At 67.4% G+C, this 25,868-nt stretch carries 24 protein-coding genes and 1 tRNA gene; 11 read left to right on the forward strand and 14 right to left on the reverse strand.

Annotated features, from left to right (window positions below):
• The first annotated feature begins 8 nt into the window (after positions 1–8).
• Complete coding sequence (locus tag ACP693_RS07450) at positions 9–878, forward strand: peptidylprolyl isomerase (protein ID WP_426019605.1); 870 nt, start codon at positions 9–11, stop codon at positions 876–878.
• Here the strand turns inward: ACP693_RS07450 and ACP693_RS07455 are convergent, their stop codons facing one another.
• Positions 879–1,982, reverse strand: a complete 1,104-nt coding sequence (locus ACP693_RS07455) for a Ppx/GppA phosphatase family protein (RefSeq protein ID WP_426017765.1) — start codon at positions 1,980–1,982, stop codon at positions 879–881.
• A gap of 146 nt (positions 1,983–2,128) precedes the next feature.
• Between ACP693_RS07455 and hspQ the strand changes: the two genes are divergently transcribed.
• Positions 2,129–2,437 carry a heat shock protein HspQ gene (hspQ, locus tag ACP693_RS07460; protein WP_426017763.1) on the forward strand — a complete coding sequence of 103 codons (309 nt, stop codon included), beginning with the start codon at positions 2,129–2,131 and terminating at the stop codon, positions 2,435–2,437.
• Between the two features lie 67 nt (positions 2,438–2,504).
• A complete protein-coding gene (gene phhA / locus ACP693_RS07465; RefSeq protein WP_426017762.1) occupies positions 2,505–3,380 on the forward strand; it encodes a phenylalanine 4-monooxygenase in 876 nt (291 codons plus the stop codon).
• Positions 3,381–3,461: 81 nt separating this feature from the next.
• On the opposite strand, the gene astB is transcribed toward phhA, so the two are convergent.
• The 4 genes from astB to ACP693_RS07485 all read right to left on the reverse strand — a co-directional run bounded on the left by astB (position 3,462) and on the right by ACP693_RS07485 (position 8,650).
• Positions 3,462–4,796, reverse strand: a complete 1,335-nt coding sequence (astB, locus tag ACP693_RS07470; RefSeq protein ID WP_426017760.1) for an N-succinylarginine dihydrolase — start codon at positions 4,794–4,796, stop codon at positions 3,462–3,464.
• A 154-nt stretch (positions 4,797–4,950) separates the two neighbouring features.
• Positions 4,951–6,369, reverse strand: coding sequence for a succinylglutamate-semialdehyde dehydrogenase (astD, locus tag ACP693_RS07475; protein WP_426017759.1), 1,419 nt, complete (start codon positions 6,367–6,369; stop codon positions 4,951–4,953).
• 21 nt (positions 6,370–6,390) lie between these two features.
• Entirely contained in the window at positions 6,391–7,398 is a 1,008-nt protein-coding gene (locus ACP693_RS07480) for an arginine N-succinyltransferase (protein WP_426017757.1), read from the reverse strand.
• A 1-nt stretch (position 7,399) separates the two neighbouring features.
• Positions 7,400–8,650: a hydrolase gene (locus ACP693_RS07485; RefSeq protein WP_426017755.1), complete on the reverse strand. Its 1,251-nt coding sequence runs from the start codon at positions 8,648–8,650 to the stop codon at positions 7,400–7,402.
• A 96-nt stretch (positions 8,651–8,746) separates the two neighbouring features.
• On the opposite strand from ACP693_RS07485, the gene ACP693_RS07490 reads away from it, so the two are divergent.
• On the forward strand, positions 8,747–9,289 hold the full coding sequence (locus ACP693_RS07490) for a hypothetical protein (protein ID WP_426017753.1): 543 nt from the start codon (positions 8,747–8,749) through the stop codon (positions 9,287–9,289).
• Between the two features lie 29 nt (positions 9,290–9,318).
• On the forward strand, positions 9,319–9,495 hold the full coding sequence (locus tag ACP693_RS07495; protein ID WP_426017752.1) for a hypothetical protein: 177 nt from the start codon (positions 9,319–9,321) through the stop codon (positions 9,493–9,495).
• A 187-nt stretch (positions 9,496–9,682) separates the two neighbouring features.
• Here the strand turns inward: ACP693_RS07495 and ACP693_RS07500 are convergent, their stop codons facing one another.
• The 4 genes from ACP693_RS07500 to ACP693_RS07515 all read right to left on the reverse strand — a co-directional run bounded on the left by ACP693_RS07500 (position 9,683) and on the right by ACP693_RS07515 (position 17,191).
• Entirely contained in the window at positions 9,683–13,906 is a 4,224-nt protein-coding gene (locus ACP693_RS07500; protein ID WP_426029310.1) for a translocation/assembly module TamB domain-containing protein, read from the reverse strand.
• Positions 13,907–13,929: 23 nt separating this feature from the next.
• Positions 13,930–15,723, reverse strand: coding sequence for an autotransporter assembly complex protein TamA (locus ACP693_RS07505; protein ID WP_426017747.1), 1,794 nt, complete (start codon positions 15,721–15,723; stop codon positions 13,930–13,932).
• Between the two features lie 44 nt (positions 15,724–15,767).
• A complete protein-coding gene (locus ACP693_RS07510; protein WP_426017746.1) occupies positions 15,768–16,034 on the reverse strand; it encodes a hypothetical protein in 267 nt (88 codons plus the stop codon).
• A gap of 74 nt (positions 16,035–16,108) precedes the next feature.
• Positions 16,109–17,191 (reverse strand): CaiB/BaiF CoA transferase family protein, encoded by a 1,083-nt coding sequence (locus tag ACP693_RS07515; protein ID WP_426017744.1) that lies wholly within the window; start codon positions 17,189–17,191, stop codon positions 16,109–16,111.
• 94 nt (positions 17,192–17,285) lie between these two features.
• On the opposite strand from ACP693_RS07515, the gene ACP693_RS07520 reads away from it, so the two are divergent.
• From ACP693_RS07520 to ACP693_RS07530, 3 genes are all read left to right on the forward strand, one after another.
• Positions 17,286–17,362 (forward strand) — tRNA-Lys (locus ACP693_RS07520).
• A 179-nt stretch (positions 17,363–17,541) separates the two neighbouring features.
• Positions 17,542–18,840 carry a hypothetical protein gene (locus ACP693_RS07525; RefSeq protein WP_426017743.1) on the forward strand — a complete coding sequence of 433 codons (1,299 nt, stop codon included), beginning with the start codon at positions 17,542–17,544 and terminating at the stop codon, positions 18,838–18,840.
• Between the two features lie 159 nt (positions 18,841–18,999).
• Entirely contained in the window at positions 19,000–19,563 is a 564-nt protein-coding gene (locus tag ACP693_RS07530) for a hypothetical protein (protein WP_426017741.1), read from the forward strand.
• 14 nt (positions 19,564–19,577) lie between these two features.
• On the opposite strand, the gene ACP693_RS07535 is transcribed toward ACP693_RS07530, so the two are convergent.
• The 4 genes from ACP693_RS07535 to ACP693_RS07550 form a co-directional block, all read right to left on the reverse strand.
• On the reverse strand, positions 19,578–19,883 hold the full coding sequence (locus ACP693_RS07535; protein ID WP_426017739.1) for a hypothetical protein: 306 nt from the start codon (positions 19,881–19,883) through the stop codon (positions 19,578–19,580).
• Position 19,884: 1 nt separating this feature from the next.
• Complete coding sequence (gene tgt, locus ACP693_RS07540; protein WP_426017738.1) at positions 19,885–20,994, reverse strand: tRNA guanosine(34) transglycosylase Tgt; 1,110 nt, start codon at positions 20,992–20,994, stop codon at positions 19,885–19,887.
• Positions 20,995–21,480 carry a hypothetical protein gene (locus ACP693_RS07545; RefSeq protein WP_426017736.1) on the reverse strand — a complete coding sequence of 162 codons (486 nt, stop codon included), beginning with the start codon at positions 21,478–21,480 and terminating at the stop codon, positions 20,995–20,997.
• 76 nt (positions 21,481–21,556) lie between these two features.
• Positions 21,557–22,315: a tRNA1(Val) (adenine(37)-N6)-methyltransferase gene (locus ACP693_RS07550; RefSeq protein WP_426017735.1), complete on the reverse strand. Its 759-nt coding sequence runs from the start codon at positions 22,313–22,315 to the stop codon at positions 21,557–21,559.
• A gap of 122 nt (positions 22,316–22,437) precedes the next feature.
• Here ACP693_RS07550 and ACP693_RS07555 point away from each other — a divergent pair, with 122 nt between their 5' ends.
• Both ACP693_RS07555 and ACP693_RS07560 read left to right on the forward strand, forming a co-directional pair.
• Positions 22,438–23,454 carry a polyprenyl synthetase family protein gene (locus ACP693_RS07555; RefSeq protein ID WP_426017734.1) on the forward strand — a complete coding sequence of 339 codons (1,017 nt, stop codon included), beginning with the start codon at positions 22,438–22,440 and terminating at the stop codon, positions 23,452–23,454.
• Positions 23,451–24,089, forward strand: a complete 639-nt coding sequence (locus ACP693_RS07560; protein WP_426017732.1) for a squalene/phytoene synthase family protein — start codon at positions 23,451–23,453, stop codon at positions 24,087–24,089. Before ACP693_RS07555 ends, ACP693_RS07560 begins: the two co-directional genes overlap by 4 nt.
• Before the next feature lies 1 nt (position 24,090).
• Here the strand turns inward: ACP693_RS07560 and ACP693_RS07565 are convergent, their stop codons facing one another.
• On the reverse strand, positions 24,091–24,582 hold the full coding sequence (locus ACP693_RS07565) for a MarR family winged helix-turn-helix transcriptional regulator (protein WP_426017730.1): 492 nt from the start codon (positions 24,580–24,582) through the stop codon (positions 24,091–24,093).
• A 66-nt stretch (positions 24,583–24,648) separates the two neighbouring features.
• Between ACP693_RS07565 and ACP693_RS07570 the strand changes: the two genes are divergently transcribed.
• Positions 24,649–25,854 carry an MFS transporter gene (locus ACP693_RS07570; RefSeq protein WP_426017728.1) on the forward strand — a complete coding sequence of 402 codons (1,206 nt, stop codon included), beginning with the start codon at positions 24,649–24,651 and terminating at the stop codon, positions 25,852–25,854.
• Positions 25,855–25,868 lie beyond the last annotated feature (14 nt).

Raw genomic sequence — 25,868 nt, forward strand, 5'->3', positions numbered from 1 at the left:
CGATGACGATGCGTAGTCTGATGATCGCGGCAGCGGTGCTGACCGCGACGGCCGGGGCCGCCCTGGCCCAGGACGCGACCGCCGTGCCTGCGCCGCCGCCGCCTCCAGCCGAGTGGCGCACGGTCGCTCCCGAGAACCTGTTGGTGATCGACACCAACAAGGGGCAGGTCCTGGTCGAACTGGCGCCCCAGATCGCCCCGGCCCATGTTGAACGGATCAGGCTGCTGGCCTCGCGCGGCTTCTACGACAATCTGGTCTGGCATCGGGTGATCGACTGGTTCATGGCCCAGACCGGCGACCCGCTGGGCACCGGCGAAGGGCAGAGCTGGTATCCCGATCTGAAAGGCGAGTTCACCTTCCGCCGCGGGGCGGATATGGCCTTCACACCTGTCGCGGCCCCCGTCGGCGCCCTGGTCGGCTTCATCGACTCCATTCCCGTCCAGACCCAGCCCGACGCCCTGATGTCGGGCACCGGCGACAACAAGGTCCACGGCTGGGCCCTGTATTGCCCCGGCGTCGCCGGCATGGCGCGCGACGAGGGCAACGACACCGCCAACAGCCAGTTCTTTCTGATGCGTCAGGCTTATCCGGCGCTGGACAAGCGCTACACCGTCTGGGGCCGCGTCGTGTCCGGTCTGGACGTGGTGCGCGCTCTGAAGGCCAGCGGCACGCCCGACGGCCTGGTCCAGGAACCGGACCAGATGACCCGCGTCCGTGTCGCCTCGGACCTGCCCGCCCCAGAGCGCCCCACGGCGTCGGTGCTGAACACCAACTCCGCCACCTTCCAGACCCTGGTGCAGCAGGCGCGTCAGGCGCGTGGCGCGGACTTCTCGGTGTGCGACATCGAACTGCCGGTGCGGATCACGCCTGCGGCCTGATCAGGCGGCGGGCGCCGGCCCTCTACCCCGACCGCGCCGACGCCTGCGGCTCTTCGTCGGCTTTTTATCCTCGCGCATCCGCTGCAGCAGCAGGCCTTCGCGCAGGCCACGATCCGCGACCCGCACCCGCTCGGACGGCCAGGCCCGCTGAACCGCCTCCAGAATGGCTGCCCCCGCCAGCACCAGGTCCGCCCGGTCGGGACCGATGCAGGCCTCGCGCGCCCGCCCGTCTGGCCCTAGGGCCTTCAGCCGATCCGCCGCCGCCTCGCATTCTCCGCGCGTCATCCACAACCCGTCGACCCGGTCGCGGTTATAGCGGGGCAGGTTCAGGTGGATGCCGGCCAGACTGGTGATCGCGCCCGAGGTGCCGACCAGATGGGCCCGGTCCTGGCGAAACAGCTCCAGCATCGGTTCATCGACGATGCCGCCGGCCGCAATGGCCGCGCCCATGTCCGCCACTATGGCCTCGTACCAGGCCTCGCCCGAGTTCGGGGGTTCCGGGTGCCGCTCGGCCAGGGTCACCACCCCGACCGGCGCCGACATCCAGGCTGTGGTGGTCCATTCCACGCCTTCGCGCCTCAGCCACGACATCTCGGTCGAGCCGCCGCCGACATCGATGACCAGCACCGCCTCGGCCTTGGGATCGATCAGGTTCAGACACCCCTCGACCGCCAACTGCGCCTCTTCCGACGGATCGATGATCCGTAGTCGCAGACCCGTTCCCTTGCGCACCCGGTCGATGAATTCGGCCCCGTTCTCGGCCGCACGACAGGCCTGGGTGGCGACGGCGCTCAGGCGGGCCGAGTCTACGCCCTTCCTGACGATCCGCTCGGCGCACAGGGCCAGGGCGTCATAGGCCCGGTCCATGGCGCGGGGGTCGAGCAGGCCCGTCCGTGACAGACCTTCGCCCAGCCGCACGATGCGGCTGAAGCTGTCGACGACGCGAAAGCCTTCGCGCGACGGCCGCGCGATCAGCAGCCGACAATTGTTGGTCCCCAGATCGAGCGCGCCATACAGCGGCGCATCCCGACCCGACGCATCCCGCGAACGGGAAGGCTGGGACCGCTCGTCGCGCCGTCGGGGCGCGCCGTGGGTCTCCGGCATGGGTCGTCATTCCGATGTGGGCGGTCCAAAACGGCGCCCGTCCCGATTAGCCTAACCCGCGAAGATCGTCCGCGCCAAGCCATTCTGTCAGGAAGATGAACAGACCGGCAGGCGTTCGGGTCATGCGTCGGGTCGTATCAGGACCGATGACCCAGGTTCACACAGCCCGCTTCGCCATCGGCCAGATCGTCCGCCACCGCGACGACGCCTTTCGCGGCGTGGTGATGGACGTGGATCACGCCTATGACGGCCCGGCTGGAGAGACCGGCCTGGTCGCCGCCGATCAGCCCTTCTACCGCGTCTATGCCCTGGGCGACGACGGCGGTTTCGTCGCCTATGCGGCCGAAGCCGTGCTGGAAGACGGTCGATCCGTCCTGCTGCCCGACGATGCCGAACGCTGGTTCACCACCGACGGCCTTGGCCACCATGCGCCTCTGGACGAACAACTGCACTGACTTTTGGACTGGCGGTTGGAAGGCGCGGCGGCTCCGGGCTAGACTGTCGGCAAAAGAGGAGCGCTCCATGTCCGACTTCGAACACGTCTTCGAACAGCCGCCCGAGGGGGCGGCCCCCGACTGGACGATTCCGCAGAACTGGGCCGCCTATACCGAGGTCGAGCACCAGACCTGGGACACCCTGTACGCCCGCCAGATGAAGATCCTGCCTGGCCGGGCCTGCGACGCCTTTCTGCGCGGCCTCGACGCTCTGGACCTGAACGCCGGCGGCATTCCCGACTTCGACGTGATCAATCCCAAGCTTCAGGCTCTCACTGGATGGACCGTGGTCTGCGTGCCGGGCCTTGTGCCGGACGAGGTCTTCTTCGACCACCTGGCCAACCGCCGCTTCGTCTCGGGCCAGTTCATCCGTAAGCCGGACCAACTGGACTATCTCCAGGAGCCCGACATCTTCCACGACGTCTTCGGCCATGTGCCGATGCTGACCGACCCCGATTTCGCCGCCTATATGGAGGCCTATGGCAAGGGCGGCCAACGCGCCGCCGGTTTGGGCATGCTGCCCAACCTGGCGCGTCTGTATTGGTACACGGTGGAGTTCGGCCTGATGCAGGACACCGACGGCCTGCGCATCTATGGCGCCGGCATCGTCTCCTCGGCGACCGAGAGCGTGTTCGCCCTGGACGACCCGTCGCCCAACCGTCTGGGCTTCGATCTGGAGCGGGTGATGCGCACCCTCTACCGGATCGACGACTTCCAGCAGGTCTATTTCGTCATCGACAGTCTGGAAGCCCTGAAGGACGAGACGCTGAAGGACTTCGGCCCTGTCTATGCGGCGCTGAAGGGCCAAGCCGATCTGCCGATCGAGACCGTCCTGCCGTCCGATCATGTCTTTACGCGCGGCACCCAGGCCTACGCACAGCGCGGCGGGCGTTTCGCGGCCTGATTGGTCCGGCGGAGGGCCGTTACCTCCTCGCGCCGCGAACGACGGGAAACGAAATGGCTCGCCGGGCCGAGACGAACATAGTCAGCGCTGGAAAGGATAGAAGTCCTCGCCCAGGTGCAGGATCGCCGTTAGTTCATCCAGCGCGCCCCGGCTCTCGTCCAGCAGAGTTGGGTCCGCCAGATCGGCGGGACGCAGTTCGTCGCGATACCAGCGCTCGCCCCAGGTCTTGAGCCGGGCGTGCAGGGCGTCGGTTAGCCGCATCGCCGGATTCGTCGCCGCCAGCTCCGCCGCGTTCAGCACGACCCGTAGACGCAGACACGCCGGCCCGCCGCCGTTGCGCATCGACTGGCGCACATCGACGTAACGCACCTGGCCGATGGGGCCGTTGGAGGCAGCCAGACCCTGCGCGACCGCATGGCTGCGTGGGTTGTCGCGGGTCTCGGTCGGACAGATCAGGGTCAGACGATCCTCGCCCGGAATCTGCATCAGCATGGAGTTGAACAGATAGGAGCTGATGGCGTCGGCCAGGGGCAGGTCGGCGGACGAGACCTCGACGAAGATTGGGTCGAACAGGCCTTCGGCCGCGCGGCGGATCGAGTCCTGGGTTCCACCCGTGTCCTCGAACGCCAGGTCGTGGAAGAACAGGGTCTCCAGCGCCCCTACGCAGACTACGTCGTTGTGGAAGGTCCCGCCGGCGATGGCCGCCTTAGACTGTTGGGCGAGAACAACGCCGCTCGCCCCGTGGCGACGTCCCACGGCCTGCGACGCCTCGCGCGTCTGGCGGGCGGGGTAGGGACCGTCCCAAGGCTCGAACGCCTCTCGCCCCCAGACCAGCAGATTGACGCCCGCCGCGCCATGTTCGGCGCATAGCCGCACATGGTTGGCCGCGCCCTCGTCGGCTAAATGCGCGACCGAGGGCAGGGCGTCGTGAACCGCGAACCGCTCGGGATCTGGGAACAGGGCGTCCAGCGCCCGCTTCGTCTGCCGATGCTCCAGCGACCGGTGCAGATTGGTGATAAGATTGGCTGGCGTGAAATGCACCCGGCCGTCGGCCGCGTCCGCGCTGGGCGTCACTGTCGCGGCGTTGGCGGCCCACATGGGCGAGGCCGAACAGGCGGCGGCGGCGAAGGACGGCGCATCCTTCCACGCCCGCTCCAGCACCTGGGAGTCCGATCCCGTGAACCCCAGCGTCCGCAGGAAGGGGATGTTCGGCCGCTCGTGCGGCGGCAGGACGAACTGGGGCAGACCCAGGTCCGCCAGGGTCTTCATCTTGTCGAGCCCCTGCAGCACCGCCGCGCGCGGGTTCGACGCCTCGCCCTTGTTCAGGCTGGAGGCCAGGTTGCCGGGCGACAGACCGGCGTACGAGTGCGTCGGGCCGATCAGGCCGTCGGCGTTGGCTTCGACGGCGCTCACCAAGATTCTCCCTCCCCTTCATGGGGAGGGGCGGCGACGCGGCAGCGGAGCCGGGGTGGGGCAGTACGAAGATCTCGCTCACGCCCTTTCGGGCCCCACCCCGATCGCTGCGCGATCACCCCTCCCCATAAAGGGGAGGGAGATTTAGGCCGCCCGCTCACGCCCTCAACCCTTTGATCTCGCCCTCGATGTTCGCGACCGCATCCGCCTCGAAACTCGCCACCGGATAAGCGCAATAGTCCGCGGCGTAGTAGGCGCTGGGCCGGTGATTGCCGCTGGCGCCCAGGCCGCCGAAAGGCATGTCGCCGGCGGCGCCGGTGGTGGGGCGGTTGAAGTTGACCACGCCCGCACGGATGCGGCGGATGAAGTGGTCCCAGTTGGCTGGATCGTCGCTGACCAGACCGGCGGACAGGCCGTAGCGGGTGGCGTTTGCGGCCTGGATCGCGGCGTCGAAGGTCGGGACGCGGGTCACCGACAGGAAGGGGGCGAACATCTCTTCGTCCGGCACGTCGATCCCGGTCACGTCGATGATGGCCGGCTTGACGAAGGCGCCCGGCAGGTTGGCGACGGGCCCCGAGGCGCGGATGACCTTGGCCCCGCTGTCAATCCGTTCCTGCAAAGCCTTCAGCGCCGCCTCCGCCGCGCGGGCCGAGATCAGCGGTCCGGCATAGGGTTCGGGATCGCTGTCCCACGGGCCGAACACCAGCCGGTCGGACAGGGCGGCGACGGCCTCGATGATGGCGTCGCCCTGCGCTCCCTCCGGCACGATCAGGCGACGGGCGCACGAGCAGCGCTGGCCGGTGGTGATGAAGGCCGACTGCACGGCGATACCCGCCACCGCCTCAGCGTCCGCGGCATCCCAGACGACCAGAGGATTATTACCGCCCAGCTCCAGCGCCAGTATGACGTGCGGGTCATCGGCGAACTTCTTGCGAAAATGCGCGCCGGCTGCCCCCGAGCCGGTGAACATCAGGGCGTCGATCCCGGCGTCCAGCAGGGCCGCGCCGGTCTCGCGTCCGCCCTGGACCACATTGACCACGCCGGTCGGCAGGTCGGCGGCGGCGAAGGCCTCGGCCATGACCTGACCGACCAGGGGCGTCTCCTCGGACGGCTTGAACACGACGGTGTCGCCGGCCAGCAGGGCCGGGACGATATGGCCGTTGGGCAGGTGGCCGGGGAAGTTGAACGGGCCAAGCACCGCCGCCACGCCGTGCGGCCGGTGACGCAGGGTCGCACGGCCGAAGGCGGTGTCGCTGGTGCGTTCGCCGGTGCGTTCGTCATAGGCGCGGATCGAGATGTCGACCTTGCCGAACATGGCGGCCGCTTCGGTCTTGGTCTCCCAAAGCGGTTTGCCGGTCTCGCGGGCGATGGCCTCGGCGATCTGGGCCGCGCGGTCCTTCAGCACGGCCTGATAGCGTTTGACCGCGTCGATCCGGTCTTGACGCGGACGGTCGGCCCAGTCGGGGAAGGCGGCGCGGGCGGCGTCCACGGCGGCGTGGACCTGAACGGGGCTGGCGGCTTCGCCTTCCCAGTTCACGGCTTCGGTGGCGGGGTCGGTGGAGTTGAAAATGGTCATGGCTCTATTCCAGTCCGCTCATCACGATTTCACCCGCACGCCGGCGCCGGCGCCCACCTTCAAGGCCGCAGCGGTCTCGGCGCCGATGCGAACCGTGTCGCCGTGGATGTCCGCCTTGGCCCGCACGGCGCGGAAGGCGGCGATGCTGTCGGTCGAGATCAGGGCCGGCAGTTCGGCCTCGACCCGGTCGGTGATCTCGACCGTCAGACGGCGCGCATCGCGCACGGTGCGGATGTTGTCGCGCCCGCACGACACGGTGGGACCGGCATCGAAGATATCTACCAGACCATTGGGCCGGAAGCCCTCGCTTTCCAGCAGGGCCATCGCCGGCACCCCTTGCGGATGCACCTTGCCGATCACCGCGCGCGCCGGTTCGGGCAGCAGCTCGGTATAGATCGGGTGGCGCGGCGCCAGGTCCAGGATGAACTGTTTGTCGGTCGATCCGCTCATCCGGTCGGCGTGATCGAACTCCATCGGGAAGAATTTGTGCGCCACATGGTCCCAGAACGGACAGGCGCCGTCGGGCGTGAAGACCCCGCGCAACTCGGCCAGCACATTCTCGGCGAACAGCTCGGGCTGGGCGCCGATCAGCATGTAGCGCGACTGGCTCAGCAGACGGCCCGCGCCGCCCTTGCGTCGATCCGCCTTCAGGAATAGCGAACCGACCTCGGTCCAGCCGGTGCATTCGTTGACCAGCACGAGGGTCTGATGATCCAGCTTGACGCCCAGAGACGGCGACGACGCCGTATTGTGGACCACCCGGAACGAGAAGAACGGCCGCTTCAGCCCCACCGTCGCCTTGACCGATCCGACCCCGTCGATGTCGCCGGTGTCGCCGTCTTCCAGCATCAGCGTGTACCAGGCCTCCTGCGGCGTGACCTCGCCCCGGAAACTGGCCTGGCTCAGTTCCAGCCGGTTGGACAGGGCGTCGGGATCCTCGGGCAGGCTGGTGAAGCCGGGGCCGGACAGGATGGCCAGCTCCAGCAGGTGATCGAGATCGGCAGGGCCGGCAGGACGGACGACGAGCATTCTAGAGAGTTTCCATCCGCAGGGATTTCAGTTTGGCCGCGTCGATCTCGCCCGACGCGATCTTGCACAGGATCAGCGCGCTCAGCTGGGCGCGTTCGACGAAGCTGTCGGGCCAGGCGAACTCCTGATCCGAATGGATGTCGCCGCCCCGGACACCCAGGGTGTCGATATTGGGCAGGCCGGCGGCGTGCAGGTTGTTGCCCTCGCACACTCCGCCCGACGGCTTCCACGCGATAGGTTGCCCCAGCAGGGCGCCGGCTTCCTTCACCGCCTCGAACAGGGCGGTCTGGGCCGCGTCCATTGGCTTGGGCGCGCGGGTGAAGCCGCCGTGGAGATCCAGCGTAAGGCCGTCGAACGGCGGCGCAGCGGCGATGACGCGGACCGAGGCGTCGATCCAGTCGGCGGCGGCCTTGTCCGGGACGCGCACGTTGAAGCGCACCACGGCGTTGTCGGCGACGACGTTCAGCGCGCCCCCGCCGGAAATCTTGGCCACGTTTACGGTGACGCCGTCCCTCTGGCCGTTCAGCTCATGCAGGGCGGCGGCGATGATGGCGGCGCCGGCGACCGCATTGCGGCCCTCTTCGAAGGCGCGACCGGCGTGGGCCGCGCGACCCGTCACGATCAGATGATAGTTGCCGCTGCCCTTGCGCGCCCCCGCCAGCGTCCCGTCCGCCAAGGCCGGCTCATAGGTCAGGCCGACATGCCCCCGTGCGCCCAGTTCGGCCAGCAGGGGAGCCGAGGCGGGCGAACCGATCTCCTCGTCGGGGCTCAGCAGCACGGTCCAGCCGACGCCGTGCCGGTCGGGGTGGGTCTCGAACGCTTCCAGCGCGGCCAGCAGCACGCTGATCCCGCCCTTCATGTCCGCCACGCCGGGACCGTTCAGGGCGCCGTCCGCCCGCGTCGTCACGGTCTGGAACCGGCTCTCGGCGGGAAAGACCGTGTCGTAATGGCCGGTCAGCACGACCTGGATCGGCGCATCGGGCCGGGCTGTGATCTTCAGGGCGTCGGCATGGGCCTCGGTGCGCACCGAACCGTCGTCGCCGACGCTGGTCGAACCTTGCGTCGGGATGCGTTCGACTGTGACGGGCAGAGCCTTCGCCGCTGCTTCCAGCGCTTCCAGCACGGCGTTCAGTCCGGCTGCGTTGCGGCTGCCGGAGTTGATGTTCGCCCAGTCGATGGTGCGCCCGATGATGGCCTCGCGTCGCGCGGCGACGTGGTCGAGGACGGCCTGGTCAGAGGTCAGAATCCGCATCGGCCGGACCCTAGACGCCCCGACTGCAAAGGTGAAGGTGGGGGTCTGTAAGTCGTCGCCGATCACCGCTAGTTTCCGCCCGAACAGGGAGGCGACATGACACGCACGATGATCGATCTATGGCTTCGGGCCATGAACCCGCTGATCTTGCCGCGCGGCATGGCCGAGGCTCAACGGTCCGCGCGGTCCATGGTGATCGGCCTGGGCATCGCCCTGATCGTCGGTCTGCTTCCCACCTGGTGGATGTTCACGTCCGGCTGGTTCGACACGGCGATGAGCGCCGAATACGCCCGCATGGGTCTGTCGTCCGACGAGGTTGCGACGCAACGCGAGTTCATGAAGGTGATCTGGCCCTACGCCATCGGCTTCGGTGCGATCTTTTCCGTGATCCTATACGGGGCCTTGGCTGCGGTTCAGTGGCGGATGATGACGCGCGCGATCCCGATCATCATGCTGGCCCTGATGGCCTACAGTCTGGTGGCCAATCTGGGCATGCGGTTGCTGGGGTCGATGCCGGCCCCCGAGTTGCCGTTGTGGATCCTGTTGACCACCTGGCCGGCGGCCGCGGTCTCGACCGTCATCTATGTGGCGTCCCTGCAGGGCGCGATGCTGCTGCACCGCCTCAGGAACGAGCCCTAAACGACCGTCGTCATCTTCCACAATCCGAAATGCGGCACGTCGCGCAACGCCCTGGCGCTGCTGCGCGAGCAGGGCCTGGAGCCGACGATGAAACCCTACTGGCCGCCGCCATCGCCCAGCCGATTCTGATCGAATGCCTCATCGTCGAGACCGACAAGGTCGCCGTCATCGGCCGTCCGCCGAAGTGGGTGCTGGAGGTTCTTTAGCCGGCTCCAGTTGAACCCTTTCTCCCGCTCATCCCGGCGAAAGCCGGGACCCAGTTCTTTCGCATCGCAGGTGCGTCGGATGACCATCGTGCCTTGATCTCAGGCAACTCTCGCCCAAAGCTCTGGGTCCCGGCTTTCGCCGGGATGAGCGGAGAATAGGTATGGGCCTCCCGACCGCCGCAGCAACCTAACGGGTGCGACGGCCTCGGTTCGGACGACGGTCTCCGGCCTCGCGGCTTTCATGGCGCCAGCGGATCGACAGGCTGGTGTCGCCCTGGCCGCCGAACTGCGAGCTGACGGCGATGTTGCGCCGGGGCTGCCACTCGACCTTGACCGCCGCGCCGCTCTCGCCGCCGCCGATGACCTCCAGATAGACGTCGTCGGTGATGTATCGCCCGCCCGCAACGGTGACCGCCGAGGCGTCGCCGCCGAAGGACAGCCGGTCCAGACCCGCCAGTTCGCGCAGGTTGCCGATCACGTCGAACCCGCCGCCGCCCGCCAGGGCCGCAACGCCTGCCGCCAGCTGCGCCGCCTCGAAGGCCGACAGCTGCGACGCCGACCGCCCGAACAGCACCTGCGACAGGATTTCGTCCTGGGGCAGGGAGGGGGTCGAGGTCAGGGCGATCTTCGGCTCGGCCGCCGTGCCGGTGACATTGATCGAGGCGGTCAGGGCCGCATCCTCTCGCGTCGCCGCCAGGTTCAGCCGGATCTGTTTCGGATCGGTGGACAGGGTGACCCGGCCGGTATCGTCGAACACGAACCGCTTGCCCGCGAACTCATAGTCGCCGCGCACCACATTGGCCGAACCCGTCAGTTGCGGATTGGCGATGGTGCCGCGCACTCGCGCATTGACGTCCAGCACCACGTTCAGACCGCGCCCGTTGACCCGCACCTTGCCGCCGGTCGAGCGCAGGGCGATGTCCATGCCGATCTGCGGGCCGCGCGCCGTCTGCTCGGTCTCTTCCGGGTCGCCGCCGGGCCGGTTGATCTCGACCACGTCCATCCCGACGATGCCGGTGGCGCCGGGCAGTTCCGGCTGGATATTGGCCTCGTCGATGTCGATCCGGCCGCCCAGCTGGATATTGCCGTCCGCACCCCGAACGATGGTGATCGGACCCGAGGCGCGCGCCTCGGCGATGTCGTTGTCGATGACGCGGAAACGGGTCAGCGTCAGCTGCGCGTTCGATCCCGATCCCTGGCGCAGGCCGACGCGGCCCTGGCCCGAGACCGTGCCGCCCGAGCCGTCGTTGGCCGTGAAGGTCTCGATCAATGCGGTGGTGTCGTCGAACTGGGTCCGCAGGGTCATGTCACTCAACACCAGGCCGACGGCGTTCTCGCGATAGGAACCCTGGCTCAGGTCGAACCGACCGTTCAGGCGCGGCGCGTTCAGGGTGCCGGCCAGGGTCGCCTGACCGTTGACCTGACCCGCCAGGCTGCGTTCGCCGCCCAGGAACAGGTCCCAGATCGGCTGGATCTGACCGTTGATCGACACCCGGCCCGACATCTCGCGGGTCCGGGCGATGGCCAGGCGTAGCGGCGCCGCCGAGGCCTCGACGGGCAGGACGACGTCGGCGGAGGCCTGAACCGCGCCCTCGTCGACCGCCGTCGCCTTGATGGTCAGCCGGTCGCCGGACAGGGTGGCGTCCACCCGTCCGTCCACCGCCAGGCCCCGCGGCGCATCGATGCTGCGCACGTTTTGCAGGGCGATGTTGGCCGTTCCCGACAGGTCGCTTCCAGCGCCGCGCAGGGCCACCTGGCCCGTCACGCTGCCGCGCAGTTCGGGCGAGATCGACCCCAGGTCCACCTGCGTCAAATCGGCCTGGACCGCGACGGTGCGGGCGTCCTGGCGCAGGTCGGCCAGCAAGACGCCGCCGCCGACGCCCAGGTCCAGATGGGCCGTGCGGTTCGCGCCGTTCAGGGTGATCGAGGCCGGGCTGCGGGTTGTGAAAGCCACCTCGCGCACCCGACCGCCGCCACGCAGCGTCAGGCCGTGCGTCTCGTTCTGGCGCGAATAGACGCCCGCGCCGTTGAACTGGGCCGGCGTCGGCCCGCCCACGTCCAGCGCCAGGGTGAAGGGCAGGTTGTTCAGCGTGCCGCGTCCGTCCAGATCCAGGGTGCGGATGATCCAGCTCTGGCCCGCTAGGCGGACGTTGCGCCCGTTGACGTCCAGGATGGCGCTGTCCGATCCGCCGCCGTCCGTCAGCCGCACACGGCCGTTGGCCTCGCCTGAGGCCAGGAAGGCCCCGGCGCGCGCCGTGAACGTCAGGTCCGCGCTGGACGGGATATTGTCCGACAGGGCGACGGCGCCTTTGGCCGTCACGCCGCCCGCGTCCACGTCCAGATCCGTTAGGCGGATCTGCTTGCCGCCCAGGAAGAAGTTGCCCGAGGCGCGTGCGGGACCATAGTTCGAGCCGCTGACGACCATGATCCGGCCGTCGGACGCATCCGCGCCCTTGCGGAAGCTCAGCGTCAGGTCTGCGTTGTTCAGCGTCAGGGCGCCGGCCGTGATCTGCTGAAAGCCGGCGGTGAGGTCGACGCGTGGCTGGGACAGGGTGCCGGTCAGGGCGCCGCGTCCGTTCATGTCGCCGCCGATCTCGACCGGCCCGGCCGCGAACGGCCCGCGCGCGTTCCAGTCCAGCGCCAGTCTCAGATTGCCCGCCGTCTCGATGATGCCCTTGGCGCCCGCACGACCGGCCGCGCCGGTCAGTTCGCCGCGCTCGACCTCGATCCGCCCGCCGTTCAGCCTGCCGGCCAGTTGCAAACGGGGCGTCTTGCCTAGGAGGCGATCCAGCTCGGACATGCCGACGGTCAGGTTTCGCCCCCGCCCGTCGAAGTTCAGCACCCAAGGCGCACCCGTCCGCGCCGACGACGCGCGGATCGGCCCGCCGAAGGCGCCACGCGCCTCGGGCAGGACTCGCGAGGCGTCGGTCAGTTGCGCGTTCCCGCGGAAGCTCATCCCGCCCAGCAGGTTGCGCGAGCCCGAGCCGTTCAGGCTCAGACCCTGGCCCTGCAGATCGACCTTCTCCAGCAGTATGGCGCCGTCCTTCATCCGCGCGGCCTGCATCTGCACGCGCGGCGTCGAACCCAGCAGGCCGCCGATGATGCCTTCGCCCGAACCTCCGTTCGCGCGGATGTCGCCGTCGAAGTCCATGCGGCCGTTCTTGACCGCGACGTTCAGCGGCCCGGCGATGCGGGTCGCGCGATAGCTGGCGACATTGGCGTTCAGCAGCGTGGCCTGACCGTTCAGGCTCCAGGTCTCGGCGTCGCCCTTGAACAGGCCGGAATAGGCGGCCGGCCCGGCGACATCGGACCCGACCAGTCGGCTCAGCGAAGCCGTCTGGATGTTCAGGGTAATCCCGTCCGGGGAACTGCGGTCAGAGTTTCGGATCAGGCCGCGCGCCTCGGACTGGACGTTGTCGGAGATCAGCTTCCACGCCACGCCCTGGCTGGCCTTGTCCGGCGTCGGGACCATGGCGAAGCCGAAACGGGCCGTGCGGCCGACACGGGTGACGAACGGCTCAAGCAGGTCCGAGCCGCTGAAATCGGCGAAGCCCGAGGCGCGCGATCCCTTGTCGCCGAAATGCCCCTGGATGATCAGGGGGACGAACTGCCCGGTCTGGACGCGGGCGTTGACGACATCGGCGTTCAGCACAGCGACGGCCGAGAACGGCTGATCAGGCGAATAGCCCAGGGCGCCGGCCAGCGGCCCGCCCTGCACCTCGTTGGCGCGCAGGTTCAGGCGCGTGTCTTCCAGCTTGCCGCCAAAGGTCGCGGCCAGGCGCAGATAGTCGCCCGGCCGGTTCAGGCTGTCGGCGTTGACGGTGGCGCTCTTGGCCCCGGTGCGCGGCAGGCTGGCGTCGCCCGACAGGCTCCAGCGGCCGTACTCCTTGGAGAAGCCCTCCATCAGTTCGATATTGGCCGAGAACTTGTCGATCCGAACCGAGATCGGCTGCGGGCTGGGCGGCTCGCCGCTGGGAGGCTCGACCACGGGCCGGCGCAGGACGCGAACGGTCTCGGCCTTGATGTCGTTGGCGTGGAAGCTTCGGCCTACCAGCGCCAGATACGACCAGTCCATGCTGAGGTTGTTCACCTCCAGCCAGACGCCCTGACTGTCGGCCAGGGTGACGCGGTCGATGGTGAAATCGCTCAGCAGATCGCCCTTCAGCCCATAGACCTTCAGCCGGCCATAGCGGCTGATTTTCAGGTCCTGCAGCCGCTGCAGAACCATCTCCCGGCCGCCGTCCGAGGCGATGTAGTAACGCCCGCCCACCAGGGCGGCGGCGACCAGCACCAGCAGACCCGCGATGACCGCGCCGGTAATCAGCGCGATGCGTTTCAGCCATCCGCGCCGCGCCTTAGTGGGCCGCGCGGCCTTGGTCGGCGTCGTCTCTTGCGGCGTGGTTTCGGGCAATGGGGCTTCAGGCGGTGTGTCGGTCAAAACGCCTGCCCGATGCTGATGTAGATCTGGAAGGCCGAGTCGCCTTCACTCGTGTTCAACGGCACGGCCACGTCCGCCCGGATCGGCCCGAACGGCAGCATGTAGCGCACGCCGACGCCAGCGCCGTAACGCATGTTGGTCAGGTTCGGCGTCTCCTGGAAGCCCACCGAACCGGCGTCCACGAAGGCGACGGCCTGGAAGCTCTGGCCGATCGACTGACGCACTTCGAATGAGGTCTCGAACAGCGACAGCCCCCCGCGCGGCGTCCCGTCCGGCAGTTGCGGATTGACGCCCTGATAGGAATAGCCCCGCACCGACCCGCCGCCGCCGGAATAGAACAGGCGATCCGACGGCACGTTCAGCTCGCTGCCCCCGACGATGGATCCGATCTTCATGCGTCCGGCCAGAATGGTGCGGTCGCCGGCCACGGGGAAATAGGCCGTCCCTTGCGTCTCGGTGCGCAGGAACAGGATGTTGCTGTCGCCGGTCACCGCCGTCGGCTGCACCGCCAGATTGACGCGCCAGCCCTTGGTCGGGTTCAGCGGATCGTTGGACTGGTCAATATAGGCGCTGGTCCGCGCGGTGACGATCGCCAGGTTGCGGTCGAAGTCGACGCGCTGCGGGGGCAGGGTGGTGAAGTCGTAGCGGGTCTCGCTGTACTGACCTGCATCCAGTCCGATGCCGTAGTTGAAATACGAGGTCTTTCCGATCCGCTGCTGCAGGTCGGCATAGAGGACCAGGGCGGTGCGCACATAGGCGTCGGTGTCTTCGTTCACCACCGCCGCGCCCAGCTTCAGCGTCAGGCCGGGCCGGCGCCAGTGGGGCAGGGACAGGTCCGCGCCTATCCGGCTGTCGATGTCCGCCAGTCGCGCTTCCAGCCGCAGGGTGTCGGCCCGTCCGAAGCGGTTGTAGCGGGTCTGGATCACGTCCACCCCGGCGCCTTCGGCCGTGGACCAGGTGGCGCCCGCCTCCAGCACGCGGCGCGGCCGGTCCTGAAGGCTGACGATCACAGGACGCAGGCCCTCCGGGGTCACCTGGTCCAGCGGCGACAGGGCCACGCCGATGCCGTCATAGACGCCGGTGTCCAGCAGCCGGCGCTCCAGTTCGGCGACCTGGTCGGGGTCGTAGCGGTCGCCCTCTTTCCACGGCGCCAGGCCGGCGACCCACTCGGGATTGGTCCGGCCGCGCGTCGACAGCTGCACGCCGTCCAGCCGCACCAGCGCGCCCGAGGCGATCCGGTATTCCGGCGCGACGGTGAAGGCGGCGTGATCCACCACCACCCGGCGCGGATTGGCCTTGGCGTCGGCGTAACCGTCACGCACCAGGGTCGCCACCAGCCGCCCCTCGCCCGAGATGACATCCGCCGCCCGACCGGGCTCGCCGGCCTTCAGGGCGATGGCCGTCCTGGCCTTATCCGCCGCCTCGGCCTCGGGCGCGGGATCGACCCACTGGATGGTCGGATCGGTCAGCAAAAAGCGCCGACCTGGCTGGACCGAGACGATGGCGACCGGCGTCTCTTCGCCCTCGACGATGTCTTCCACGATCGGCTGGTAGTAGGCCTCGGACCGCAACAGGGCGGTCGCCGAGGTCACGGCGCTTTCCGCCCGACGACGGGCCTCGAACCGGCTGGCCGGCGCACCATCGACCTCGCCCACGGCGCGTTCCAGCGCCCGGCGCAGCTCTGCGTCCATGTCGCCCCGGATCTGGGCGCGGGGATCCGCCGCCGCCGCATGAGCGCAGGCCGAAAAGGCCGCAAGGGTCGCGACCAGCAGGTTAGGCCTGAACGTCAAACTCGATCTCTCGTCAAAACTACGCCCCCCGGCAAACCTGCTCTTTAGTAGAACAGGGTCTCGCTCTCGGGTTGGACCGTCTGTTCCGACGTGCGTTCATCAGGCGGAAGGCTGCTGGACGGCGGGGGCGTGGGGGTCGGGTCCTGCACCTCGGGCGGCGGCGGCGGCGTCTCTTCCTCGACCGGAGGGGGAGCCGCCTCGACCGGCGCCTCGACGTAATTGTCGTCATTTCTCGACGGACGGTCGTCGCAGGCCGAGAGCGCAAACACGCTCAATACGGCGGCGGCCAGAACGAAAGTCGAGCGTGTCATGAAAGTCCCCGGGGCTTATCCCCTGCAACGCCCCCAGCGCTAAGCCGTTCCCATAGCGCGGAAAACTGCTCTGGTCATCCCGCGCGATGGGACCATTTTGTGACCATCTGGTCCAGCGTCAGCGCAGACTTGGGACCGGGCTCCGCCGCCTTGCCGTCGAACAGGGGCGCCGGTCGCGGCAGACCATCCTGGAATGTCGCCCTGGCCTGATTATGCGGATGGTCGGGCGCCTCGGCCAGGCTGAGGACCGGCGTGACGCAGGCTTCGGTCCCGGCGAAATGGGCGCTCCAATCGTCACGGTCGCGGGTCGCGAACAGGGCGGCGAGCCGGGCCTGCAACGCGGGCCAGGCGGCGATGTCGTACTGAACCGCTTCGGCCGGATCGATTTCTAGCCCCGCGAGCAGGGCGGCATAGAATCGCGGCTCCAGCGCCGCTACCGCCACGAACCTGCCGTCGCGACAGGCGTAGCAACGATAGAAGGGCGCGCCCCCGTCCAGCAGATTGGCTCCGCGCCGGTCGCTCCACATCCCCTGACCGCGCAGCGCTTGGAACAGCCCGCCCAGCAGGGCCGCGCCGTCGGTCATGGCCGCGTCGACCACCCGACCCTGACCGGTGGTCCTGGCCTCCACCAGCGCCGCCAGCACGCCGACCACTAGCAGCATGGCCCCGCCTCCATAGTCGCCCACCAGGTTCAGCGGCGGGGAGGGCGGACGATCCGCCTCGCCCATGGCGTGCAGCACGCCCGACAGGCCGATGTAGTTCAGGTCATGCCCCACGGCGTTCGCCAGCGGTCCCGTCTGGCCCCAGCCCGTCATCCGCCCGAACACCAGCCCAGGCTTGCGCGCTTGCAACACCTCCGGCCCATAGCCCAGCCGCTCCATCACGCCGGGCCTGAACCCCTCGATCACCGCATCCGCGCCATCGACCATTGTCAGAATGCGCTCACGGTCGTCGGCAGACTTCAGATCAACCGGCACGAAGGCCCGTCCCCGATGCAGCACCGCCCCGCCCACTTCGTCGAACACGGCAGGCCCGGCCGAGGCGTCGCGCGTCAGCCGCACCACCTCCGCCCCCAGGTCCGCCAGCATCATCCCGGCGAAGGTGACCGGCCCCAGGCCGTCGAATTCGATGATGCGGACGCCATTTAACGGTTGCATGCCACATGAGTAGCAGACCGGGACTTGACCGGAAGGCCGGATTACAACAGAAGGCGCCCTTCGACGGTTCGGGCCAGCCCGGACGTCGCGCGGTGCGCCCTTAGCTCAGTTGGTTAGAGCATCTGACTTTTAATCAGAGGGTCCTCGGTTCGAGCCCGAGAGGGCGTACCATTTTCCTTTTGCAAGACATTAGCTTGCTGCAAAGCTGCCGCGCATTTTTTCGACTGCGGCGTCTTTCAAAGTCGCGCTAAAGACGCTTCTCCAGGTCGTCCCTGCAACAATCTCAGCTAGACGTATGGGGTGACAGGTCGCTAGGTGTCCTCCATTCGTGAATGCACTGGGAGGCAGACTTGGCTGACGACACTGATTTGCTTGATGAGGATGAATCAGATCTAATAATTGACGACGAAAGTGAGAGGATTCTCAAAGCAAGATTAGTCGCTATTAAACAGAGGTGTGATGCGTCAAATATTCCATTTGAGCAGCATGACGATCCTGATCTAGGCGTCTATGGCTACATATCTTTTCCGGCCGGCCAAGGGCATAGACAAGTCGGAGTCTTCTCGGCTGACCAAGCAGATATTCTGTTAGGCGAAGATTTTGAGCGCGTTCGCTTCCTGCCAGGACTGGAAGCTGTATGGTGTCCTGACCAGTCTGCTGTGGAGTTTGGGCTTCAGACGACACGATTTAATGTCGAGGGGCTGCTGAGGCGCCTCGCGGGGCTGTCTTCGGCTCGCGGTCAGAATCCGGCTCCTGCATTCCAACTCGCATCCCCGGAGGGAGCCGGAAAGCCCAATATTTTCGTTTCCGAAAGAACGAAACTATATCGCAGCCTGACGGGCGGTCGGGGGCAAAAGTATACGTTAAAAATAAACGGCATAACGGCAACGACGTCTGAGAACGTGACTTCAAATGTCATGGATTATTTGAACAGTCTATTTTTCCAGATCGATCAGATTCATGGATATACCTTTTCTGTAATTCGAGAAAGGAAGAGAAGGGTATCCATTTCACGGAAATCTAGGAGAGAACTGCAGGTCGTTTACCCGATAACAAAGCTAAACGATGAAGCGGTTTCTCTTTATTGGTATGGAAAAAGTGCTCGATCTATGCCATTGCTTCAGTATCTTGCTTACTATCAGTGTATAGAATTCTATTTTCCAAGATATTCGCAGATTGAGGCACGTAAACGGGTTGGTGCAATTGTGCGGCGCCCAACGTTCCGTGCGATGAGAGATGACGACCTAAACCAGGTTATATCCGCAGTGCAGGCCGCGCGCTCCGGTGGATACGGAAGCGAGCGAACACAACTTCGTGCCGTAATTAACGAATGTATAGGTTCCGATGAACTGCGAAACTATCTAGAGGCGAGTACTGATCGGTCAGAACATTTTTCTGGGAAAAGCGCTAAGGCTCGATACCATAAGATACCGATCGGAAACAAAAAGGCCGACCTACGGAACGATGTGGCCGATAGGATATATGATATTCGATGTAGGGTTGTTCATACAAAGAATGATCAGTCAGATGATGAGCTAAAGATGATACTGCCATTTTCCGATGACGTTGATCCTCTTGGAGAGGATATCGATCTCATCGAATTCGTATCCACTGCCGTTCTCTCAACATCATCGTCTGAGCTCAATTAATATTGTATCTGGGCGCATCGCTGATCATAGGCATTTTCATCATTTAAAATCTAGGAGCATTGGCCTGTTTCTTCTTTATTCGGGTGGAGGTGCCACTTCTTCCTTTGCGAACTGCGTTCACGCCTTTGATCCGCCGCTTACGGGTGATCTAACAGCCGGATGAAACGACACATTCTGCTGGGTCTGGCGACGTTGACCGCGACCACCTTGGTCGGTTGCAACGCGGGGCGCTCCGCCATGGGCGGTGCGGAACAGGTGAGAGCAGGCTTCGGCGCAGCGGCGACCGCCCCGTTGGAAGATTTTAACCTGCGCCGCCAGATCATCCCGACGGTGCTGTTGCAGGCGGAAGCCAACCCCTACGATCTGCGCAACCTGAACCAGTGCACGACCATCGGCGCCGAAGTGGCGCGGCTGAACGATGCGCTGGGACCGGACACGGACGAGCCGCCGCGTCAGGACGGCTCGTTTCTGAGCGAACGCGCCGCCGATGCGGCGGCCAAGGCGGCCTTGGACGCCATTCGCGGCACGGCGAGCGATTTCATCCCCGGTCGAAGCTGGATACGCCGCCTGAGCGGGGCCGAGCAGCACAGCAAGCACGTCCAGTCCGCCATCCAGTCGGGCCGGATGCGCCGCGCCTTCCTGAAGGGCATGGGGATGCAGCGGAACTGCGCCCCGCCGGCGGCCCCCAGTTGGTTCCGGCCTGCAGCACCGTCACAGCGTTGAGCGGCTGATCCCGGTTACCGGCCGAAGGTGCGGCGCCGGTCGCGACGGTCGCCCCTGATCTGGATCGTACCGTCCTTGGCGAAGGCTTCGAAGGACGTCTTGTCGATGTTGCGGAACTCGCCGGTCCGGTCCCAGTCCCAGTTGAAGGATATCCGTTCGCCCTTGTGCGCGAACTTGCCGGACCAGTGGGCGAAGAATGAGTATTTGTCGCCGCCGATGATGATGACGTGGCGGTGCAGGGCCGTCTCGTTCCCCGCGTCGCGGGGCGGCTCTTCCAGATAGGTGTTGTAGGCGTGGAAGCCTGACTTCTCGATACGCATGTCAGTTCGACGTGTGGCGGGCGTGGAAGTCGCGGCGGAACTGTTCGAACCGGCCCTCCGAGATCGCGGCGCGCATGGCGGCGGTCAGGGCTTGGTAGAAGGCGATATTGTGCCAGCTGAGCAGGACCTTGCCGAGGATTTCGTCGGCGCGGATCAGGTGGTGCAGATAGGCCTTTGAATACTGCGATGACGGCCCGTCGATGCTGGGATCCAACGGGTCCTGGTCCTCGGCGAAACGAGCGTTCTTCAGGTTCAGCGGGCCGTCCCAGGTCCAGGCCTGGCCGTGGCGGCCGGCGCGAGTTGGCAGGACGCAGTCGAACATGTCCACGCCGCGCCAGACGGCCTCGACCAGGTCGATCGGCTTGCCCACCCCCATCAGATAGCGCGGCCGGTCGGCGGGCAGCATCTCGGGCGCATAGTCCAGCACCTCGCACATGGCCTGGTGACCCTCGCCGACCGCCAGGCCGCCGATGGCGTAGCCGTCGAAGCCGATCTTCTGAAGTTGATCCGACGACTGGCGACGCAGGTCTTCGAACGTCGAACCCTGCTGGATGCCGAACAGGGCCTGGGTCTCGCGTTCGCCGAACCGGGCCTTGGACCGGGCGCCCCAGCGGATCGACAGCTCCATCGCCTTTTGCGCCGCGTCCCGTTCCGCCGGATAGGCCACGCACTGGTCCAGTTGCATCGAGATGTCGGCGCCGATCCGGTCGGCCTGGATCTCGATCGAGCGCTCGGGCGTCAGGACATGTTTGGAGCCGTCGATGTGGGAGGAGAAGGTCACCGCCTCTTCCTTCACCTTCGAAATCCCGGCCAGGGACATGACCTGGAAGCCGCCGCTGTCGGTCAGGATCGGCTTGTCCCAGCCCATGAATTTGTGGAGGCCGCCCAGACGCTCCATCCGCTCGGGGCCGGGGCGCAGCATCAGGTGATAGGTGTTGCCCAGGATGATGTCGGCGCCGGTCGCCTTGACCTGGTCCACCGTCATGGCCTTGACCGTCGCGGCGGTGCCTACAGGCATGAAGGCGGGGGTGCGGATGTCGCCGCGTGCGGTCTTCAGCACGCCGGTGCGAGCCCGGCCTTCAGTGGCGGAGATATCGAAAGGAAAGGGCATTCAGGCGATCAGTCGTTCAAGCTGCTCGACGCGCGCCAGATCCTTGGGGCGGCCGAACAGGCGGTAAAGGGCGATATGGTCCCGGATGTCGGGCACGAACAGGGGCGTGTCCTCGACGTAGATTAGGCGACGCGAGGCGAAGGCGACCTGGGTCCAGTCGGCGCCGTCGCGGGTCTCCAGATCGGCCATGACCTCGACCAGGATCGGCTGGTCCGGGGCGCGACCGAAGACGGCCGAGCGGAACAGGCCTTCACCCGGATCGGCGATCACCTCGCCGCCCAGTTCCGCCAGCAGCGTGCGCGCGTCGCGCGGCGCACACAGGACGTCGATGTCGGGCACATGCAGGTCTGTCAGACCATACAGCGCCATGGCCGCGCCGCCAAAAATCCACCATGGCTCGCGCAGATCGCGCGCGGCCTCGCCGACGGCGATCAGGCCATCTTCAAGGTCTCGGGGCAGATCATGCTGAAGGTCGTCGGTTGACACGGAGCGCGCTCGTTTTCGTCAGGAGGCGGCATTTAGGCGTTCCGGCGGCGATTGACCACCCGAACGCCGCGCCGGATCACCAGTCCAGCGCCGCCTCGCCGCGCAGGATGGCCTCGGCCTGATCGGTGTGCTTGGCGCCATCGCGGTCGTGCAGCACCAGCGCAGGCAGCAGTCGCAGCGGCGCCCGCCCGGTCTTGATGGCGTGGACCAGCACCCGTTTGGCTGGCTCGTCCGCGAAGGGATGGACGGGCCGAATGGTGAAGGATCCGGCCTTTTCTCCCAACAGCGCCAGCAGGTCCGCCAGCCGATCCGCCCGGTGGACGACCACGATCCGCCCGCCTTCCTTCACCGCCTTCAGCAGAAAGTCGGTCCAGGCCTTCAGCCCGTCGTCGGCCATCCAGGCCCCGCGCTTGCCCTCGGCCGGCGCGCGCAAAGCCCCTGCGTCGTCGAAGAAGGGCGGATTGGACACGGCCCAGTCGCCAGGTTCGACCCCCAACGCCCTGAACCCCGTCGCCACGTCGCCCTGTCGAATCGCAGTGGTCGCGGCCAGCCCGTTCAGGGCCGCGTTCTCCACCGCCAGCGCCGCCATCGCCGGATCGCGCTCAAGCCCCGTCAGCATGACGCCCGGCCGGCGCGCCGCGATCTGCATCAGGACGGCGCCCGCGCCGCATCCCGCCTCGATCACCCTCTGGCGCGCTTCAGCCGGGACCGCCGCCGCCAGCAAGGCCGCATCCATCCCGGCGCGATAGCCGCGCGCGGGTTGACGCAGGCGCACCCGGCCGTTCAACAGGCCGTTCTCGACGATTTCCGTCGGCAGGGTTTCGACCGCGTCCAAGCCTCAATCTCCTTGACCCTCAAGGGGTCGAACATCATTGTGCGCCGCAACTCGCGGGGGCAAGCCGGCCCGGCCGCAAAATCCTTCGACGCGGTCCGCCGCGCCAGTGAAAGAGTATCCGCTTGGACGTCGCCATCGCCGCCGCTCCCCGCCCGAAGGGGGACGTCAACGCCCTTGTCCGGCTGGCTGAGGTCGACATGGCGGCCGTCGACGCCCTGATCCTGGACCGGATGCAATCGGACGTGCCGATCATCCCCAAACTGGCGGAGCATCTGGTGTCGGCGGGCGGCAAGCGTCTGCGCCCGCTGATGACCGTCGCCGCCGCCCGCGCTGTGGGCGCCCAGGGCGACATCGACGCGCCGCTGAAGCTGGCCGCCGCGGTCGAGTTCATCCACACCGCCACCCTGCTGCACGACGACATCGTGGACGCGTCCGAGCTGCGTCGCGGCAAGGTCGCGGCCCACCTGATCTGGGGCGCGCCGACCAGCGTCCTGGTCGGCGACTTCCTGTTCGCCCGCGCCTTCGAACTGATGGTCGAGACCGACTCGATGCGCGCCCTGGGGATTTTGGCCGAGGCGTCGCGCGTGATCTCCGAGGGCGAGGTGCTGCAACTGACCCGCGCCCACGACCTGAACCTGGACCAGGCCACCTATCTGCAGATCATTTCGGCCAAGACGGCCGAACTGTTCGCCGCCGCCGCCGAGGCGGGGGCCGTGGGCGCCGGGGCTGATGCGGCCGCGACCAAGGCTTTGCGCGATTACGGCATGGCCCTGGGCATCGCCTTCCAGCTGGCCGACGACGCCCTGGATTACGGCGCGACGGCCGAGGCCCTGGGCAAGAACGCCGGCGACGACTTCAACGAGGGCAAGGCGACCCTGCCGCTGCTGCTGGCCGTCGCCCGCACCAAGGGCCGTGAAGAGGCCTTCTGGGAGCGCACCGTGACCAAGGGCGAGCGCACGCCCGAAGACTTCACCCGCGCCCGCGAACTGATCATCGGCTCGGGCGCCATCGGCGCGACGCTGGACTTAGCCGGCGACTATGCCGATCAGGCCAAGGCGGCCCTGTCGGTGCTGCCGTCCAGCGACTGGCGCACGGCTTTGGAAGACCTCGCCGATTTCGCGGTGTCGCGCGCAGCTTGACCGAGGCTGCGGATACCCTCGACCAACAGGTCCGCACCGCCGACCTCGACCGCTGGCTGTCCAGCCGCCTGGTCGCGGATGCGCGCGCCCGCGCCGACCTGATCGCGCTCTACGCCTTCGAGGCCGAGCTGATGACCATCCCCACGCGCGTGACCCAGCCGCTGCTGGCCGAGATGCGCTACACGTGGTGGGCGGAACAGATGGACGGCGTCTTCGCGGGCGTGCCGCGCAAGGGCCATCCGGTGCTGGAGGCCCTGACCGACCTCGTCGCCCGCCACGGCCTGAACCGCGCACCGTTCGACGCCCTGATCGAGGCTCACATCGGCCGTGTGCGCGAAGAACCGCACGACTTGGACGCCTTCTATGTCGGGCCGATGCAGGTCGGGGTGCGGATCTTGGCAGGGGCGGACCATGACGCGGCCGTCGCCGAGGCGGGCCGTGTCTGGGCACTGGCGCAGACCGGCAGGACGCAAGAGGCGGCGGCCCTGCGATCCGCCGCCAACGCCGCGCTGAAGCGTCTGCCGACTGTCGGTTTCCCCGCCGTCGCCCACGCCGCCCTGGCTGCCGACCCTGATCGGCCCGAGCCGCTGAAACGGCTGCGCCTGCTGTGGGCCGTTCTGCGCGGCCGGATATGACCTAGCCGTTCAGGCCGGCGATCAGGCGCGCCAGCAGGGCGTTCAGCGTCTTCTGTTCCTCATGCGACAACCCCGCCAGCGCCTCTCGCGCCGTGTTCTGATGGCTGGGCATGATCGAATCGATCAGGTCGAACCCCTTGTCGGTCAGGCGGACCAAGGTGGCCCGGCGGTCGCTCGGGTGCGGGCGACGCTCGACCAGGCCCGCCTTTTCCAGCCGATCGATGCGGGCGGTCATGCCGCCGGACGACATCATCGCCGCCTCGAACAGCGCCGTCGGGGTCAGCCCGTCTCTCTCGCTGGAGCGACGCAGCGTCGCCAGCACGTCGAACTCGCCATGCTGCAGTCCATAGCGTGCGAACAGCGGCGTCTGTCGCTCGCGGATCACCAGTTGCGACGCCTCGTTCAGGCGGCCCAGCACCTCCATCGGCAACATGTCCAGGTCGGGGCGCTGGACAGCCCATTGGGCGGCGGCGCGAGAGGCTCTGTCGGGCATGGTTATCTTGACATCGAGATACTTGAGGTCGAGAGACTAGCGCGATTTTCAGTGGGAGTCCTCATCATGACCGCACGACCTGACGCAGCGCCGATGCGTGGCGCGTCGCTGCTGTTGCTGGCGGCCGTCGTCGCCCTGGCGCTGAACCTGCGTCCGGCGATGGCGGCGGTCGGGCCGCTGCTGGACCTGATCGAAGGCGCGACGGGCATGGGTTCGACCGCCGCCAGCCTGCTGACCACCCTGCCGGTGCTGATGATCGGTCTGGGCGCCCTGTCGATCCGGCCGTTGCACCGGCGGCTGGGCGAGCGGCGCGGGGTCTTGCTGGGCGCGCTGCTGATCGGCGGGGCCTGCCTGGTGCGGGCGGTGCTGAACGATACGGCGGGCCTGATCGCCAGCGCGGCGGTCGTCGGGGTGGGCGTGGCCTTGATCCAGGCCCTGGCGCCGGTCGTCATCAAACGGGCCTTTCCAACCCGGTTCGGCACGGTCATGGCGCTCTACACCACCGGCATCATGGGCGGCGCCGCCATCGCGGCGGCGACAGCGGCGGGCCTGGCCGAGGCGGTCGGCTGGGCCGGAACCCTGGCGCTGTGGAGCGTGCCGGCTTTCGTCGCCGCGATCATCTGGCTGGCGGCGTCACGCGATCCGGCGGCCGAGGAGCCGAACCGCGCCGCCGTCGTCGAGGCGACGGACCCGGAGCTTCCCTTCTGGCGTCAGGGACGGGCGTGGCGGCTGATCCTGATCATGGGGCTGGGCACGTCGGCCTATACGCTGGTGCTGGCCTGGCTGCCGCCCTTCTACATCGACCTGGGCCAGCCGAGGGCGACGGCGGGTTATCTGCTCAGCGGCATGACCGGCGCCGAGGTCATGGCGGGTCTGCTGGTGTCGATGACCATCGGGCGGTTCCCGGATCGGCGCGGACCGATCCTGACGGCGCTGGTGTTGGCCCTGCTTGGTCTGGCCGGATTGGTGCTCGCGCCGGTCAGCCTGGCGGTTCCGGTGGTGCTGGTCCTCGGCCTGGGGATCGGCGCCGTCTTCCCGCTGAGCCTGATCCTGGCGATGGATCAGATCGACGATCCTGCGCGGTCGGGCGACCTGCTCGCCTTCGTTCAGGGCGGCGGCTACATCATCGCCAGCCTTTCGCCGCTGGGCGCCGGCCTGTTGCGCGACCATATGGCCGACCTGACCCAGGCCTGGGTGCTGATGGGCGTCGGCGTGATCCTGCTGGGCGTGATGACGCTGGGGTTCCGGCCGGGCCTGCCCAAGCTGCGCTGAGCGACCCGGCCTGC

It is taken from the genome of Brevundimonas sp. TWP1-3 (assembly GCF_049896085.1).
Taxonomy (GTDB): domain Bacteria; phylum Pseudomonadota; class Alphaproteobacteria; order Caulobacterales; family Caulobacteraceae; genus Brevundimonas.